The organism is Halarchaeum nitratireducens (assembly GCF_014647155.1).
Lineage (GTDB): Archaea > Halobacteriota > Halobacteria > Halobacteriales > Halobacteriaceae > Halarchaeum > Halarchaeum nitratireducens.
This window is the reverse complement of the sequence record NZ_BMOQ01000004.1, coordinates 357,036-373,281: the sequence shown is the minus strand read 5'-3', so window position 1 is coordinate 373,281 and position 16,246 is coordinate 357,036. Positions and strand designations below refer to the sequence as shown.

Here is a 16,246-nt window from a genome sequence, read left to right as displayed (position 1 = left end):
AGGAGCGAAGCGACGGTCGAACCGGCACGGTGGAATTTGAATCAGTGAGGTCGCGCGCAGCGGAGCGAACACGTCCGACCGTGGTTCGAATCCCGCCACGCCCGTTTTCACGACTGCGTCGGAAAACGGGGGTGGCTCCGCGAGACCTACGGTCTCGCTGAGTCTCCCCCCCTCGCTCACTACGTTCGCTCGCGAGACTCCCGTCACGCCCGCTATTCTGTCGAACGTCGTGGGACGAATAGCCGACGCGTCTGAGGTGTAAATCAACGAGTGGATCGACGCGATCCGCTCTCCGCGGAACGTCTCGTGGCCGACGGCTCGATGTCCGACGGCGCCAATAGGTTCATCCGTAACGAAGCGCTCACTAGGCGTATGAACGGCCCGCGACGGGCCCAGTCCGAGGTCGTCGGCGTCGTCCTCCTGCTGGGGTTGACGATCGTCGTCACGGGCGCGACCGTGGCGATCGGGAGCGACGCGATCGATTCGACCCAACAGCAGGTCGAGTCCACGAACGCCGAGAACGTGCTGTCGCACGTCGACGCGAAGGCCTCGCTCGTCGCCCTCGGTTCCGCCGAGAGCCAGTCGATCGACCTCCCGCGGACGGACGCCGATCGGTACGCGGTGAACCCGGACGCCGGATGGGTACGCGTGCGCTACGTGAACGGAACGGGCGACGAGAACCTGAACGAGACGATGCCGCTCGGCGCGGTGACGTACACGAACGACGACGCCGAGATCGCCTATCAGGGTGGTGGCGTCTGGCGCTCGCAAGGGAACGGGACGATGATGATCACGCCCCCCGAGATCCACTACGAGGACGGGACGCTGACGCTCCCGATCATCTCGATGAACGGGTCGGCGAACGGCGGCGGTTCGACGATGACGCTCACCCAGACCGGGGCGTCGACGGTCGTCTACCCGAACGCGAGTCGGGACTGGACGAACCCGCTGACCGAGGGGACGGTCTACGTCACGATCCAGAGCGACTACTACCGCGCGTGGGCGCGGTACTTCGAGTCGCGGACGCGAACCGACATCGACGTCGACGATTCGCGCCAGCAGGTGACGATGCGTCTCGTGGAGTCGACGAACAACCCGACCGTCGGTGGGGCGATCGTCTCGACCGCGGGCGACCACCTCCGCATTCAGAGCGGTGCGATCGTGGACAGCTACAACTCTTCCGTGGGGAACTACAGCGAGACCGCGGCGGAGAACACGTCCGTCATCACCGCCGGCTCCGTGAAGGTACAGGGGTCGGGGACCCGAGTCAAGGGCGATCTCGTCGCGGGCGGTGACGTCACCGTGCAGAGTGGTGCGCAGATCACGGGGGACCTCTCCTACGGCGGCGACCTGACGCTTCGAGGGAGCGACCCGGTCGGTGGCACGGTCTCCGGTGACGTCTCGATCCCGTCGCTCAGTTCGGCGGACGGTATGATCAACGCCAAGCGAGACACCCTCCGGAACGACTCGGTGAACGATAACGACGCCGCGGACGACATCGACGCCAGTACCGACTCCCTCCGCGACGGCCAGACCTCGTGGGAGCTCGACGCCGGTCGCTACTACCTCTCCGACCTCGTGTTGAAGCAGGACGAGCAGCTCACGCTCGACACGACCGACGGGAACATCGAGCTCGTCGTCGACGGCCGGTTGAAGCTCAAGGGCGACTCCGACGTCACGGTCGAGGGGGAGGGGCGCGTCAACGTATACACGAACGGTCCGCTGCGCGTACAGAGCGACGCGAGGATGGTCGTTCCGGATCAGAACGCCCCCCAGCTCTGGGTGTACATGAAGTCGCACGAGCAGGCGAAGATTCAGGGGCACGGCGTCTTCGTCGGGGTCATCTACGGTCCGTCGTCGGGACCGAATCCGGGGGTGTCGGTCCGCGTCCAGAGTACGGCTGACGTCTACGGCGGGATCGTCGGCTACGTCGACCACACCCAGGGATCGGGGAACATCCACTACGACGAGGCGCTCCGCGGCGAGAACGTCTTCGACACCGAGTACGTGGCGACGATCAACTACCTCCACGTCACGAACCAGACCGTGAACGTCTCGACGTGAAGCGCGCCGCTAGCGGAACGTGACGTCGATGTCCGTCTCGGAGACGACGACGGACTCCGTGTCGACGGTGCACGTGAGCTCGGTCCGGCCGTCGCCCGCGTTCGTCTCCGTGCAGTCTTCGACGCGCGCTTCGTCCGTGAAGTACCGCCGCCACGGCGCCGGGCGCGGCGTCGTGAGCGTGACGTTCGCGCTGCCCCCGGCGTCGTGGATCCGGGTGGCACGGTCGTTGGCCGCGACGCGGACGAAGACGCGCGTCTGACCGCCGACCGTCGTCGGATCGCTGAACTCCGTGTCGACGACCGGGACGAGCGAGCGTTCACCGAACCGGAAGTCGGGCTCTTCGAGCATCGCGGCGCCGCCGTCGGGTTCGACGCGAATGACGGCACCGTGGGCGTAGACGAGTTTCGCCCCGCCCTCCGACGTGTACACGACGGGTCTGACGGTCGTGTTCGACGCCGTCCCGGCTCCCGAGACGTTGATCGAGACGCGGTCACCGGGACCGAGACGGGCGTTCGAGAGGCGGATCTCGGTCATCCGCGACGGTGCGCCCCGATACCGGACGTCGTTCGTGTTCGACTGAAGGACGGCCAACGCCTGCTCCGCGTTCGAGACGCGCTCCGCGTCCCGCGTGTCTTGGAGCGTCGTGACCCCCGTCGTGTAGACGACGCCGACGCTGGTGAGGATGAGCGAGATGATGAGGACGTATCCGACGACGTCGCTGACGGCGCGCTCAGTCATCCGCCACCACCAGCGTCCCGTTCCCGTCGGTGCGGACCCGGATGGGGCCGCCCGCGCGAGTCGTGTTCTCCACGTCCGTCTCGATCGGCACGCGGCTGATCACGGAGATGTCGGACTGGGGTTCGACCAGACGGATCTCGACCGTCGATCCGTAGTCGGTGACGGAGACCCGGTAGGAGCGCCCGGCGACGCGCCGCGGGAAGTCGGACGTCACGGCGACCCGGCTCCCGCCGCCCTCGGCGGCGCGCGCGAGGCGGTCGGCGGTGGCGAGGTCGGCCGCGACGCGCTCCTCGATCACGGTGAGTTCGGTCCGGACCGCGCGGTCTCGCTGATCGGTGATCAGCCCCGAGGCGGCGACGAGGAGGCCGGTGACGAGCAGGAGCGCGACGGCGAGGTTCAACACGTAGCCGACGGCGGTCGAGACGCCGCGGCGGTCTACATCCGCCACGCGACCACCTCCACGGAGACGGTCGTGTGCACCGGCGACCCGCGCGCCGTGTCGTTGTTGGCGAAGTACACCGGGTCGGAGACGGTCCGTCCTGACGAGCCGTTCGGACCGACGAGGCGGTCGTGGTCGTAGAGGGTGACGACGCGGGTCGCCGTCACGGCGTTCGACGTCGGACGGCCGTTGTAGACGAACTGCTGTCGCACGCGATCCCCGTCGGGATTGACGTAGACGAACCGGACGTTGTACGCGATCCCCGTCCCGGCGAACGTCTCGTTCAACCGCGAGAGGAATCCGAGCTCGTCGACGGGGCCCTCGCTCGTGTAGTAGGGTTCGGGGTCGGCACCGTAGAAGCCGGCCGTCGTCTCGTTCGTCGCGTTCCAGTACCGGACCGCGCGCCGGAGTTCGCCGTCGTCGCTCGTGGCGAGGACGCCCTGCGCCGCGGCGCGCTCCTGTGCCTGGATGTACTGATTCGACGTCGAGGCCGTCAGCGGCGTCACCGCCGTCATCTGGAGCGCGAGGAGCATGCTCATCACGACGAGGAGCGCCGCCGCCACCCCTTCGAGCGTGTGCGCCTGTCCCCGATCGGTTCCGCTCACCACACTCGCACCTCGAGTTCGGCGTGCTCGCCGTCGACGGTCACGACCCGCCACGCGACGGACGTGTCGGCGTTCGGTGAGACAGACGGGCCGCGCGACGCGACGACGCCGTTGGCGTTCGTGACGGTCACGTTCACGGACACCGTCCCCGGCGCGCTCAGCGTCGCGTTCGTCAGCCTCGCGTCGACGTCACCGCCCAACGCGTACGGCTCGTCCGGAGCGGCGAGTTCGTCCTGTACGAGGTCGTTGGCGATCCGGTCTGCGACCGTCGAGGTGGCGACGTTCCCGCCGGCGAACGGGCTCAACAGCCCCGGCGCGGTGGCGAAGACGAGGACCAGCGTCACGAGGAAGACGCTCGTTCCGATCGTGAAATCGAGCGTCGTCTGCGCGCGGTCTCGGGTGTTCCGTGCCATCGTCAGATGAACGCGAAGACGAGCAACGCCACGGTCGGCAGGACGATGGCGAACTTCACGCCCGAGAGGAGGTCGGCGTCGCGGATGTATCCCGCGATGAACCCGGAGAGGATGCCCTGAATCGTCACCGCGTGGAAGAACATCATGTTCATCATCTGGATGTCGATGTTCGCGCCGAAGCTCATGCTCCCGCCGCCCGCGCTGCTCGACGCGCCGCCGCTGGCCTGCGTGGCGAGCCCCGCCATCACGTCGAGGAACTTCACCTTCAGGATCGCCATGACGGCCAGCAGGGTGAGGTACGTCATCATGATGATGACGATCTGCATCCGGGTGCGGGACTTGCGCTCGCGTTCGAGGTCGTCCTGCGTCTCGGAAGCCTGCGCGGCCGTCGTGAGCACTGCGGAGATCTGACTGGACGCCTCCTGGGCCTTGCTGACGAGCTTGAGGGTGCGCGCGAGGCGGGGGATGTGGTACTTGTTGTTGAATTCGACGAGCGCGTCGCGCAGGCTCGTCCCGTAGTTCACCTTCGCGTGGATGACCCGGAACTCCTCGGCGAGCTTCCCCGAGGACGTCTCGGAGACCGTCTGGATAGATTCGAGGAGGGTGAGGCCGGTGTCGTTCGCAGAGGAGAGCTTTCGGAGGTCGTCCGAGAGGTTGTTGACGACGCGTCGACGCGAGCGGAGGTTCCACATCCGGAAGACCGCGAGCGGGAGAAAGACGATGTACAGCGGCACGTAGACCCACACGAACGTCCCCGCGATCGGGTTGGCCTCCATCCGGGCGAGACTCGTCGGCGCGGTTCCCTGCGCGACGGCGAGCCCGAGGATGACGAGCGCGACCGGGACCGTGAGACCGAGCGTGTAGAGCGGGTGGCGCTTGAAGAACAGGTGGGGATGCGTGAGGAGCCACTTCGCCTCGTGGGTCCCCTCGCGGCTGTAGATGCGCTCGAAGAGCCTGCCGTTCCCGCGGAAGCGTTCGATGAGGCCGAGGTTGAAGAGCCCGGGTTCGCGGCTCGTCGAGGCGGCGTCGCCCTCCTCTCCCTCGTTGAGACGGAGGTAGCCGTCGCCGGGTTCGTCCTCCTTCACCGTCGAGACGAGGACGAGGAAGCCGACGCCGACCAGCGGGATGAGCGCGTACACCGTCCCGTAGAGGAGCGTCGTCTTCGAGTCCCCCATCATGCTCATGATCACGAGGATGATGATGAGGAGGAGCGGGAACAGCGAGAGCGTCATGTACATCTCGCCGAAGAGCTCCAGGGTGTCCAGGGTGAGCTCCTGTTCCTGTTTCGCCGTCCGCATGTGCTTGTCCTTCTTATCGGAGAGGAAGTCCGTCATGTCGCCCCCGCTGTTGACGATGGAGAGCATGTCCGTGAGGAACTGTCCGAGTTCGTCCGACGGCGTCTCCATCGAGCGGTTGCGCACCGCGCTCCGGTAGTCCGTGTCGAAGTATTCGGTCTCTTGGACGATGCTGCGGAACTCGAGGGCGACTTCGCCGTACGTGTCGTCGGCCTTCGCCATCGCGGAGAGGATCTCCAGTTGGTTCATCCCTCCCATCGAGAGGGCGTACATGAACGCGATGGCGTCCGGGAGCAGCATGTTGATCTCGCGTTTGCGCTCGCCGGCCTGCATGTACGGGACGCCGACGAGGCCGCCGAACCCCGCGGCGAACCCGATCGAGCCGAAGAAGAGCCCGGTCAAGAGCACCAGCGCCGGGACCTTGATCGCGTTGATGACCGCGAGCAGCGCGTCGTTGGCGACGTAGAGGCCGATGATCGTCTCCGTGTTGATCACCGTCACGAACAGCACCCAGCCGAGCAGCGTCCCCACGATCCAGAAGAGACCCCCGACGATCGCGCCGACGCCGAGCGCGCGCGAGAGGAACAACTCGACGGTCTCGTCGCGGCGCGCCTCGGCGAGCGTCGTCTCGACGCTGGCGACGAAGTCGCTCGAATCGTCGAACAGCCACTGGTAGAGCGGGAAGAAGGCGTCGCCGAGCGCGTCCGACGAACTGTAGCTCGCGTCGCCGAGGCTCATGCGTCCGACGCCCCGGTATCCGTGTCGTCCGTCTCGTCGCCCGTCACGCCGTCAGCGGCCGAAGGCTCGCCACCGTCCGCTTCGGCGTCGCGTGACCCCGCCGCCTCCTCGCCGGCGGCTTCGATCGTCGGCGTGTCGCCGCTGTCGTCGACGACGAGGTCCTCGTCGGCGGCGCTCGCCGCCGCCTCCGAGAGCGCGAAGCTGATGTCCGGGGCCTCCTCGCCGCGGTACTCCTCGAAGAGGCCGTCCTCCGCACGCGCAAGGATCTCCCCGGCCTCCTCGTAGACGTCCTCGGCCGGGTCGGGACGAGGCACCATCTCCTCTTTCGCCGGGTCGACGTCGATGAGGACGGACTCCATCCCGCGCAGGTCATCGAGGCTCGCCGTGAGCGCGTCGTTCGCCAGCAGCGTCAGAATAGTGTCGGGATCCGCGATGTACGCCTGGAGCGTCGCCGCGACCTGCGTGTAGTCGCTGAGTCCGTTGCGGACGAGGTACGCGAGGACGACCTGTCGCTCGAAGATCTCGCGTTCGAGGCGATCGCGCGACCAGCCGCGGTCGAACTGGATCTCGTCGAGGGTGTTCGAGTCCGTGAGCTGGCGGAACTCGTCGCCCTCCGGTTCCCACTGGAAGACGTCGCTGACGTTGATCTCGTCGTTCTCGGCGTCGTAGCGGTTGATCTCCGTGATGTTCCGGTTCCGGCGGACTTTCCGGCCGTTCACGCGGGTCTGCGCCTGAATGGAGACGAGATCGAGGGCGGTGAACAGCGTCTTCGAGACGTTGATCGGCTCCGTCGTGAAGCGCTTGAGCACCTCCCCGACGTTGTCCGCGTGGAAGGTCGTGTACGTCGTGTGACCGGTACTCATCACTTGGAAGAGCGTCCGGCCCTCCTCCCCGCGCACCTCGCCCATGACGATGTAGTCGGGCCGCTGGCGGAGCGCGGCCTCCAGCAGATCGAACTCGTCGATGTCGCCCTTCTCGTCCTCGCCGAAGCTCGGACGGGTCACCGACGCGACCCAGTTGCGCTGCGGGAGCTCGACCTCCCGGGTGTCCTCGATGGAGACGATCTTCGCGTTGGACGGGATGAACAGCGACACGGCGTTCAGGCTCGTCGTCTTCCCCGACGCCGTCCCGCCCGCGAAGATGAGGCTCTTGTTGTTCTCGATGCAGAGCCAGAGGAACGCCATCTCCTCCAGGGAGAAGGTCTTCCAGTTGATGAGGTCCACCGGCGTGAACGGGACGTCCTTGAACTGCCGGATGGTGTAGTTCGTCCCGTGGTCGCTGACCTCCTGCCCGAGCGTGAGCTGGGCGCGCGAGCCGTCGGGGAGCGTCGCGTCCACCTGCGGTTGGCGCTTACTGATCCCCTTCCCGGAGCGCTGGGCGAGCTTCACGACGAAGTCGTCGAGGCTCTCCTTGCCGTGGTAGACGTTCGTGATCAGCTGCTCGTAGTCGGAGTGGTACGCGAACACCGGGGAGTTGTAGCCGTCACAGGAGATGTCCTCGACGTTCACGTCGTGTTTGATGCCGTCGATGCGCTCGTAGCCGATGAAGTCGCGCTTGAGGTAGTAGAGGAGCTTCTCCACTTGGTACTGCGTGAGGGAGTCCGTGTCCTCCGCCAGCACCGCGGGCTCGGGACGCGCCGCGATGCCGTCGAGCGCCGCCGGGACCTCCGAGCCGTCTTCCTCGTCGCCCGTTTCCGCGTCGCCCTCACCGCCGCTCAACAGTCCCTTCACGCGCTCCAGCGGTGAGGCGTCCTCGTCGCCGTCGAGGGCGTCCCGGAGCCGATCGGCCGCCGAGCGGGAGTCGTCGTCGCTCCCGTCGCCGTCCGCGTTCGACGCCGATCCGTCGCTCGTGCCGTCACCGTCCGCCTCGTCGTCCGCATTCGCCGTCGTTTCGTCGACCTCGGAGCCCGTCGAATCGCCGCCGTCCGTTACGCTCGGCGCGGTGTCGTCCGCGTTCTCTCCGCGATCGACGAGCGAGCGCAGCTGCTCGGTGACCGGCACATCGTCGGTCGCGTCGCCCTGCCCCGTGAGCGTCTCGACGAGCGAGCGAAGCCGCTCGGCCGCCGACGGGCCCCCGCGCGTCTCGGCGTAGATGTCGTATCGTTCGAGCAGGTCGCGGGTCTCGCGCTCGATGACCGCGCGGCGCTCGTCCATCGTCCCCTCCGCCGCGACGTCGCCGCTCGAATACTTGATCGCGGTGCGGAGCTTCCCCGTCAGGAACTCCTGGAGGTCGTCCTCGATCGCGTTCCGGTACGGCTCGACGAGGTAGTACTTCATCTCGTTCTCCTTATCAGAGTGGAAGAGGACGACGAACGCGTACGGCTTGTTGACCCAGTAGCGCTCGACCTCCGAGAAGTGGGTCTTCTTCGGCGTCGCGACGGCCTTCTCCAGGTCGTAGCGGTTGGCCATCGTCGTGTTGCCGTGGACGTCGGAGAAGAACGCGTCCTCGTCGACTTCGGCCTCGACGTCGATCGTCCGCTCGTCGACGACCGACTCGATCGCGGTCGCGGCGTCGGCCCCGCGCGCGAGGACGTCTTCGAGGTCGTCGCGCTCGAACCCGAGGTAGTCCGCGGGGTCGAGCGCCCCCTCGGCCTCGTCCTCGTCGCGGTGTTCGGCTTCGAAATCCGCCCACGTGTACTCGTCCTTGGCGACGCGTGGGCCGTCGTCCGCCGCCGGTGTGGTGGTCGCACCGTCGACGTCGTCGGTCGGGCCCCCCGCGCTCCCGACCGCCGCGTCGTCGGCGTCGTCCGTGGACATCATGCAACGTTCGGCAATCTACTTGAAAAACGTTTGTGGCCGACTCACCGCGCGATCGGATCCGCTTCGATAGCACTTAACTCGCGGGCGTCCGATGACGAGTGCATGGAAGACGTCTTCATCGCACGCCTGATGACGGCCGGAGCGACGACCGTCACCCCGGAGACCTCCGTCGAGGAGGCCGCGCAAGTGATGCTCGATCAGGGGATCGGCTCCGTCGTCGTCGTCGACGAGGAGGGACGGCTCGCGGGGATCCTGACGACGACCGACTTCGTCCGCATCGTCGCGGAGCGCCAGCCGAAAGACGAGTCGACCGTCGCCGAGTTCATGACCACGGACGTCGTGACGGCGAGCGCACAGGACGTCGTGACCGACGTCGCGGAAAAGCTGCTCGAACACCGGATTCACCACATCCCGGTCGTGACCGACGACGACCACATCATCGGTATCGCGACGACCACGGATCTCACCTCCTACGTCACGACGCTCGAAGAGTACGAGTGACATCCTCCTCGCCGTAAACGGAGAGGGATCGAAGATCCCTCATGCAGTCGGGCTTCGCCCGACGACGGCGAGGCTTCCCGTACCGCAGGTGGGATATTTGCCGGTCTACGATACGACCTGTTCTCGCGGTGCGAACGCACCACTCTCGCGGTCGAACAGGTGTACCGATGGCTGTGCCACACAGCCGTTACTCCTATCCTCACCGTGAGGACTCGGAGTCATCTTCTGCCGCATATTCTCTGCGCCGTTACAATCCGCGTTCCCGACTAATCCACACGACGAGCAGACGTACAACCCACGCTCAACACGGTTCGACTTCGTGTTGTCACCGCACGCCGAACACGTCTTCGAGGTATCCCATTCGTTCTCTTTGAGTACCTCAACACCCCGAATCTCACCTTTGTACGCGAGGTACTGGTAGATGCGATCGAACGCCCACGTGTGCAACTTCTTGTTCCCCGTCTTCCCCCAGTCAGAGTTGCGCACGTCTTCGGGCCAACCCACCGCAAGCGTTCCAACACCGCGTTCAACACACTCCGTGATGATGGTGTCCGTGAGCGTGTGGTAGAAGTGTGTTTCCCGGTCTGCGAGTTTCCGGCGCGCCCTCATTGACTTCGCAGACGGGCCGTTCTCCCCTTCGGTGTCGTACTCGGCACGCGTGAAGTAGTGCTTGTCTTGCTTGAGCGAGTTCCCGGGGTAGAGAACGTACTCGTCGGGGAACGCGACCGTGGCAATATTCTTGATGCCTAAGTCAATTCCTGCCGCTTCGTCGCCTGTGGAGTCGGTGGTTTCGAGGCTGACTTTGCAGACGAAATGCAGTTCCCATTCCCCGCCGTTCCAGACCGCGCGAACGTTCTGCACGCTGTTGACGTCCGAGAGGTCAACGTCGGGGCGCGTTCTGTACTCGCAAAGGATGAAGTCTGACCAGTATTCTTTGAGGTTCGAACCTTTACTGAGTCTGACGCGGTTGTTCTCGGGGTCGTGTTTGAACCCGTCCTCTTTGAACGTAACCGTGCTCTTGGGGCGGGTGTCGCCGTGTTTCCGGTAGCCGGGCGGATTCGCCGTCTCGTCCTTGTGCCGCAGGTCGAACCATGAGTGGAAAGCGTCAGAAAGTTCTTCAATGACGTTCTGACTGGATTGCGCGTTCAAGTCTTTCCAGCACGGTTGGTTCTTCATGTACGATTTCAGCGGGCCTTCGTCTGGGATTTCGCCAGTAGCGTCCCAGACGCGATCTGCTGTCCATCGTGCGACGTTCCAGATTTTCGAGGCGGCGTCTCCGAGCGAATTGAGGTCATCGCTGACCTGACGATGGTTCTGGATGGAACCAACGTAGGTGCGAGTGACCTTGATCGCCATACATAGGCTATGTTTGTAAATCTACTTAATGATATGGATTCGTGGAATATCCGGCCTTCAATCGACGATACCCTGTGTAGGAGGTGTCGGATTCACGCCCGTCCTCAGAACGCAAAGCGTTCTGGTGTGCGAACGAGGCGCTTCGCGTCTCGTCAACGGCGTGAACGCCGGGATTCTCTCCTCGCAGAAAGATAGCGACTCGCGACCTCCGGCCCGCCACCCCCCGCGGTTCGCGTTCTCGCGGCGTTCGTTTCTGTCACCGAGCGGCGCGCACGGCGCACACGGCTCGCGGACACCACGCGAACACCACGCGGACGGCGTGCCCCGTACCGGGTGCGTCGACACGAGCGGGATGGGGACAACGCTTAGGCGGGGGGCACGCGTCCGATCCGACACCATGGCCGACCTCGAAACCACGACCGTCTCGACCGAGGGGCACGTCGCGTCGTCCCGGCTCGGCGACTTCCGCCTCACCACCGACGCGGACGACGACGCCGGCCCGAACCCGAGTGCCGTCCTCCTCGCGGACTACGCCGCCTGCTACGTCTCCGCGCTGCGCGTCGCGGCCGCGGACGCGGGCCACGACGACCTCGGGGAGATCCGCATCGAAGCCGAAGCGGACCGAGCGGACGGGGTGCTCGACGCGATCCGCTTCGACGTCGCCGTCGAGGCCGCCATCGACGAGACGGACGCGAACGCGCTCGCAGCGGACGCCCTCGACGCGAGTCACGTCGGCGCGGCGCTTCGTGAGGGCCTCCGCGCCGACGTCTCCGTCGAAACGGACGCCGTCTGAGCGCGGGATCGTAGCCGCGGCCGGCGGTTCTCCCGCAGGGCAAGAGACAAACCACCCACGGTCGTATCGTGAAGTATGGCAGATTGGAAGGACCGCGTCGTCGGCGAGCGCATGAGCGTCGACGACGAGTTCGGCGAGCAAGTCGAGGCGTCCTCGTTCTCACGCCAGCAGTGGGGCCTCATCATGACGGCAGTCAATTTCCGCATCGAGAACCCGGACGATCCGGAGGCGGCGCGTCTCACGGTCGACACCGGGAAACTCCCGCAGGTGATGCCCGAGATCGACAACGTCGAGAAGCAGATGGCGTCGATGGGCGCCGGCGGAAGCGGGAGCACGTCCTCCGGCGAGGGATTCCTCGGCGGCGTCAAGCGCGCACTCGGCTTCGGCGGGGGCGACGAGGACGAGCGCTACGAGGAGGCAGAGACCCTCGTCCGCGAGTACGCGTCGCTCCTCCAAGAGCGCCTCGAAGAGAACGGTCGGTGGGCGGAAGCCTGCCGCGTCGCCGCCAGCGACGAGTAACGCGCGCTCGGCTTATTCGACGTCGCCGCCGTGGAAGATCGTCAGCTCCTCGGCCTCGTAGATGTCGATCAGTTCGTTCACGATCTCGTCGTACGACTCGTCCTCGGTGCGGAGGCCATCGAGGCGCTCGATGGTCTCCTCGTCGAAATGCACTTTCGGCATACACCAACCGACGTGGGCGAGGGGGATAAATAGACGGGCTCCGCCGCGAAGCTTTGAGGTGACTGGCCGCGACAGTAGCCGTATGAGCGACGGCTTCGGTCTCGACTTGCGGAACGCGGAGGACCAGATCGACGAGTGGGACGTCGAGGGCGGGGCGGACGACGTCGTCCTCGGGGTGCTGAACGGCGAGACGCCCGACGCGGAGTGGTTGGCGGCGCTCGAAGCCGGCCGCGTGCTCGTCCTCGCCGTCGACGGCGACCTCAACGACCTCGCGGCGGGGTTCGCGGGCCCGGCGAAGGACGCGGGCGCGACCCTGATGCACTTTCGGGGCTTCCTCGTCGCCACGCCGCCGGGCGTCTCGCTCGACACCACGCGGCTGTAGGTCGTTCCGCAGTCGCTTTCACGCTCCCGCCCGAACGCGGGCGTATGAGTGACGAAGCGGTCTCGCGGCGGCGCGCGTGGCTGATGGCGGCGCGCCCGCACACCTTCCCGGCCGGGATCTCGCCGGTCGTAGTCGGCGTCGGCGTCGCGTACGCGCTCGGCGTCTTCGCGGCGCTGCCGGCGCTCGCGGCGCTGGTCGGCGCGCTGCTCATCCAGATCGGCGCGAACTTCGCCAACGACTACTACGACGCGATCAACGGCGCGGACACCGAGGAGCGCGAGGGGTTCACTCGCGTCACCCAGTCCGGGCTCATCGAACCGGGGTCGGTCAAGCGCGCGATGTACCTCGCCTTCCTCGCCGCGACGGTCGTCGGGTGCTACCTCGTCTCCGTCGGCGGTCTCCCGATCGTCGTCGTCGGCCTCGCCAGCATCGTCGCGGGCGTCGCCTACACGGGCGGTCCGTTCCCCTTCGGTTACCACGGCCTCGGCGACGTCTTCGTCTTCCTGTTCTTCGGCGTGATCGCCGTCGTCGGCACCGTCTACGTGCAGGCCGCGGCGTACGCGCCCGCGTTCCCGCTGACGCCCCCGCCCGGCACGCTCCCGATCGCGGCGGTCGTCGCCAGCGTCGGCGTCGCCTGCATCTCCACCGCCATCCTCGTCGTGAACAACCTCCGCGACATGGAGACCGACCGCGAGACGGGCAAGTACACTCTCGCCGTCTACATCGGCTACACGTGGAGTCGCGTCGAGTACGTCGCACTCCTCGGCGTCGCCTACCTCGTCCCGTGTTGGTTCGTGGCGAACGGGTTCGGCCTCGGCGCCCTCCTCCCGTGGCTCTCGATCCCGCTCGCCGCCTCGGTCGCCCGAACGGTCTGTCGACGCACCGACGCCGACCACCTCGATCCGGCGCTCACCCGGACAGGTCAGGCGCTCGCGCTCTACTCGGTGCTGTTCGCCGTCGGGATCGCGCTGTGAACGTCGAGCCCTTCTCCCTGCCGCTCGCGGACCCCGTCGACACCGCGCGCGGGACGGTGAGCGAGCGCCGCGGCTTCCTCGTGACGGTCGAGCGCGACGGCGAGACCGGCGTCGGCGAGGCGACACCGCTCCCCGGGTGGACGGAGTCGCGCGAGGCCTGTCGGTCGGCGCTCGAACGCGCCGCCGCGACGGACGCGAGAGACGAAGCGCTCGCGGCCTGTGAGGGGGCGCCCGCGGCCCGCCACGGCGTCTCGCTCGCGTTCGCCGACGCCGCGGCGCGCGCCCGCGAGCGTCCGCTCTACCGACAGCTCGGGGCGGACGGACGCGTCGAGCGCGTTCCGGTCAACGCGACGGTCGGCGACGCCGACCCGGCGACGACCGCCGCGCGCGTCCGCGGCGTCCTCGGCGACGGCTTCCGGACGGCGAAGCTGAAGGTCGGCGCGCGGTCGCTCGCCGACGACATCGCCCGCCTCGACGCGGTGCGCGCGGCCGCCCCCGACGCCGCGTTGCGCGTCGACGCGAACGGCGCGTGGGACCGCGGGACGGCGCGGCGCGCGCTCGACGCCGTCGGCGACGTCGAATACGTCGAACAGCCGCTCGCGGCCCCGTCGCTCGGCGAACACGCCGCCCTCCGCGACCGCGGACGGATCGCGCTCGACGAGTCGGTCGCGGCGGCCGGCGTCGACGAAGTGGTGGCCACCGACGCGGCGGACGTCGTCGTCCTGAAGCCGATGGCGCTCGGCGGCGTGGATCGAACGGTCGACGCGGGTCGGAGAGCGCGCGCGGCGGGCGTCGAGCCCGTGGTGACGACGGCCTTCGACGCCGTGTACGCGCGGACGGCGGCGGTCCACGCCGCGGCGGTCCTCGCCCCGCTTCCGGCGTGCGGGCTGGCGACGGGCGACGCGCTCGCTCGGGACCTCGCCGCCGATCCCGCGCCCGTCGCCGACGGTGCGATCGCCGTCCCACAGGGAAAGGGCAATGGCGTCGCCGGGCCTCACGTCGAGTAGATGCGCGACCTCCTCGCCACGCGGGCGCGGGCGTCCCCCGGCGACGCCGCGCTCGTCGACGACGCCAGCGGGCGCGAGTGGACGTACGCCGCGCTCGACGCGGCGGTCGATCGAACGGCGGGCCGACTCGCCGCGCTCGGCGTGACGCGCGGCGACCACGTCGGCGTGCTGATGGAGACGCGGCCGGCGTTCGTCCGTCTCGTCTTCGCCGTACAGCGCCTCGGCGCGACGCTCGTCCCGCTGAACGCGCGCCTCTCGCCGAGCGAACTGGAGACCCAGCGCGAGCGGGCGGACCTCGTGTTGCTCGTCTGCGAGGACGACACGGCGTCGGACGCCCGCGCCGCGTCCGGCCCGGTCCCGGTCGCCGCCGTCGACGACCCCGACGCCCCGGACATCCGCGCCCTCGACGAGTGCGTCCCCGACACCGTCGCTCCCGCGGAGTGGGGGCTAGAGGATACCCTCGCGCTCCTCTACACGTCGGGGACGACCGGCGACCCCAAGCCTGTGACGCTGACGTTCGGGAACGTCGTCGCCGCGGCGGGCGCGAGCGCGTTCGTGCTCGGCGTCCTCCCCGACGACCGCTGGCTCTGCTGTCTCTCGATGTACCACATGGGCGGGCTCTCGATCCCCCTGCGGTGCGCGCTCTACGGGACGACGTGCGTCCTCCAGCGCGGCTTCGACGCCGAGGAGACGGCGCGCGCACTCGACGAGCACGACTGCACGGGCGTCTCCGTCGTGCCGACGATGCTCGATCGACTGCTCCGGGCGGACCGCACGCTCCCCGACTCCCTTCGGTTCGTCCTCTGCGGGGGCGCGCCGACGCCGACGGACCTCGTCGCGGCCAGCGAGGACGCGGGCGTGCCGATCCACCCCTCGTACGGCATGACGGAGACGACCTCGCAGATCGCCACCGCGCGCCCCGCGGAGTCGTACGCGAACCCCGAGACGGTCGGCCGACCGCTCTTCGGGACGACGGTGACGGTCGTCGACGACGCGGGAGACCCGATCCCGGCGGGCGAGACGGGGGAGCTCTGCGTGGCCGGCCCGACCGTCACGCCGGGCTACTACGACGCGCCGGCGGCGAACGAGGCGGCGTTCGGACCGCACGGTCTCCGCACGGGCGACGTCGGCTACCGCGACGACGCGGGGCGGATCTACGTGCTCAATCGCCGCTCGGATCGGATCATCACCGGCGGTGAGAACGTCGATCCCGGCCGGGTCGCGGAGGTGGTCCGATCGCACCCGGGGGTCCGCGACGTCGCCGTCGTCGGCGTCGACGATCCCGAGTGGGGCGAGCGCGTCGCCGCGCTCGTCGTCCCGGAGGACCGGGCGACCCTCGAACGCGACGCCCTCGAAGCGCACTGGGCGGACCGGCTCGCGGGCTTCGCGCACCCGCGAACGGTCGTCTTCGTCGACGCCCTCCCGCGGACCGCCTCCGGGACGGTCGATCGCGCGGCGGCGCGCGAGCGCGTCGTCGCCGCGGCCGACGACCTTTAAGCCG

General features: G+C 67.9%; 16 protein-coding genes. 8 read left to right on the top strand and 8 right to left on the bottom strand.

Annotation, left to right across the window (positions count from 1 at the left end; all coding sequences use genetic code 11):
* Positions 1-372: 372 nt before the first annotated feature.
* Positions 373-2,064: a polymer-forming cytoskeletal protein gene (locus tag IEX91_RS08830; protein WP_188878399.1), complete on the top strand. Its 1,692-nt coding sequence runs from the start codon at positions 373-375 to the stop codon at positions 2,062-2,064.
* Between the two features lie 9 nt (positions 2,065-2,073).
* Here the strand turns inward: IEX91_RS08830 and IEX91_RS08825 are convergent, their stop codons facing one another.
* The 6 genes from IEX91_RS08825 to IEX91_RS08800 are packed head-to-tail and all read right to left on the bottom strand — an operon-like array spanning position 2,074 to position 9,048.
* Positions 2,074-2,802 (bottom strand): DUF7289 family protein, encoded by a 729-nt coding sequence (locus IEX91_RS08825; RefSeq protein WP_188878398.1) that lies wholly within the window; start codon positions 2,800-2,802, stop codon positions 2,074-2,076.
* Positions 2,795-3,250: a DUF7266 family protein gene (locus tag IEX91_RS08820; RefSeq protein WP_188878397.1), complete on the bottom strand. Its 456-nt coding sequence runs from the start codon at positions 3,248-3,250 to the stop codon at positions 2,795-2,797. Before IEX91_RS08820 ends, IEX91_RS08825 begins: the two co-directional genes overlap by 8 nt.
* The gene (locus tag IEX91_RS08815; protein WP_188878396.1) at positions 3,238-3,846 is read right to left on the bottom strand and encodes a DUF7288 family protein; all 609 of its coding nucleotides are present in this window, start codon (positions 3,844-3,846) and stop codon (positions 3,238-3,240) included. Before IEX91_RS08815 ends, IEX91_RS08820 begins: the two co-directional genes overlap by 13 nt.
* Positions 3,843-4,259, bottom strand: coding sequence for a DUF7287 family protein (locus tag IEX91_RS08810; RefSeq protein WP_188878395.1), 417 nt, complete (start codon positions 4,257-4,259; stop codon positions 3,843-3,845). The genes IEX91_RS08815 and IEX91_RS08810 overlap by 4 nt, the downstream gene beginning before the upstream one ends.
* A gap of 2 nt (positions 4,260-4,261) precedes the next feature.
* Positions 4,262-6,292, bottom strand: coding sequence for a type II secretion system F family protein (locus IEX91_RS08805; RefSeq protein WP_188878394.1), 2,031 nt, complete (start codon positions 6,290-6,292; stop codon positions 4,262-4,264).
* Entirely contained in the window at positions 6,289-9,048 is a 2,760-nt protein-coding gene (locus IEX91_RS08800) for a type II/IV secretion system ATPase subunit (RefSeq protein WP_229772834.1), read from the bottom strand. The genes IEX91_RS08805 and IEX91_RS08800 overlap by 4 nt, the downstream gene beginning before the upstream one ends.
* Before the next feature lie 105 nt (positions 9,049-9,153).
* Here IEX91_RS08800 and IEX91_RS08795 point away from each other — a divergent pair, with 105 nt between their 5' ends.
* Positions 9,154-9,552: a CBS domain-containing protein gene (locus tag IEX91_RS08795; RefSeq protein ID WP_188878392.1), complete on the top strand. Its 399-nt coding sequence runs from the start codon at positions 9,154-9,156 to the stop codon at positions 9,550-9,552.
* Between the two features lie 105 nt (positions 9,553-9,657).
* On the opposite strand, the gene IEX91_RS08790 is transcribed toward IEX91_RS08795, so the two are convergent.
* Positions 9,658-10,908, bottom strand: coding sequence for an RNA-guided endonuclease InsQ/TnpB family protein (locus tag IEX91_RS08790; RefSeq protein WP_188878391.1), 1,251 nt, complete (start codon positions 10,906-10,908; stop codon positions 9,658-9,660).
* Positions 10,909-11,305: 397 nt separating this feature from the next.
* On the opposite strand from IEX91_RS08790, the gene IEX91_RS08785 reads away from it, so the two are divergent.
* Positions 11,306-11,701: an OsmC family protein gene (locus IEX91_RS08785; protein ID WP_188878390.1), complete on the top strand. Its 396-nt coding sequence runs from the start codon at positions 11,306-11,308 to the stop codon at positions 11,699-11,701.
* A 75-nt stretch (positions 11,702-11,776) separates the two neighbouring features.
* Positions 11,777-12,220, top strand: a complete 444-nt coding sequence (locus IEX91_RS08780; RefSeq protein ID WP_188878389.1) for a DUF5799 family protein — start codon at positions 11,777-11,779, stop codon at positions 12,218-12,220.
* 12 nt (positions 12,221-12,232) lie between these two features.
* Here IEX91_RS08780 and IEX91_RS08775 read toward each other — a convergent pair whose 3' ends face one another.
* Complete coding sequence (locus IEX91_RS08775; protein ID WP_188878388.1) at positions 12,233-12,382, bottom strand: DUF7557 family protein; 150 nt, start codon at positions 12,380-12,382, stop codon at positions 12,233-12,235.
* 82 nt (positions 12,383-12,464) lie between these two features.
* Between IEX91_RS08775 and IEX91_RS08770 the strand changes: the two genes are divergently transcribed.
* Genes IEX91_RS08770 through IEX91_RS08755 form a run of 4 tightly spaced genes read left to right on the top strand, consistent with a single transcriptional unit; the run spans position 12,465 to position 16,242 of the window.
* On the top strand, positions 12,465-12,764 hold the full coding sequence (locus tag IEX91_RS08770; RefSeq protein ID WP_188878386.1) for a DUF5779 family protein: 300 nt from the start codon (positions 12,465-12,467) through the stop codon (positions 12,762-12,764).
* A gap of 44 nt (positions 12,765-12,808) precedes the next feature.
* Positions 12,809-13,738, top strand: a complete 930-nt coding sequence (locus IEX91_RS08765) for a 1,4-dihydroxy-2-naphthoate polyprenyltransferase (RefSeq protein WP_188878383.1) — start codon at positions 12,809-12,811, stop codon at positions 13,736-13,738.
* Positions 13,735-14,745 carry a mandelate racemase/muconate lactonizing enzyme family protein gene (locus tag IEX91_RS08760; RefSeq protein ID WP_188878382.1) on the top strand — a complete coding sequence of 337 codons (1,011 nt, stop codon included), beginning with the start codon at positions 13,735-13,737 and terminating at the stop codon, positions 14,743-14,745. Before IEX91_RS08765 ends, IEX91_RS08760 begins: the two co-directional genes overlap by 4 nt.
* Complete coding sequence (locus IEX91_RS08755; protein ID WP_188878380.1) at positions 14,746-16,242, top strand: class I adenylate-forming enzyme family protein; 1,497 nt, start codon at positions 14,746-14,748, stop codon at positions 16,240-16,242. It abuts the gene before it with no gap.
* Positions 16,243-16,246 lie beyond the last annotated feature (4 nt).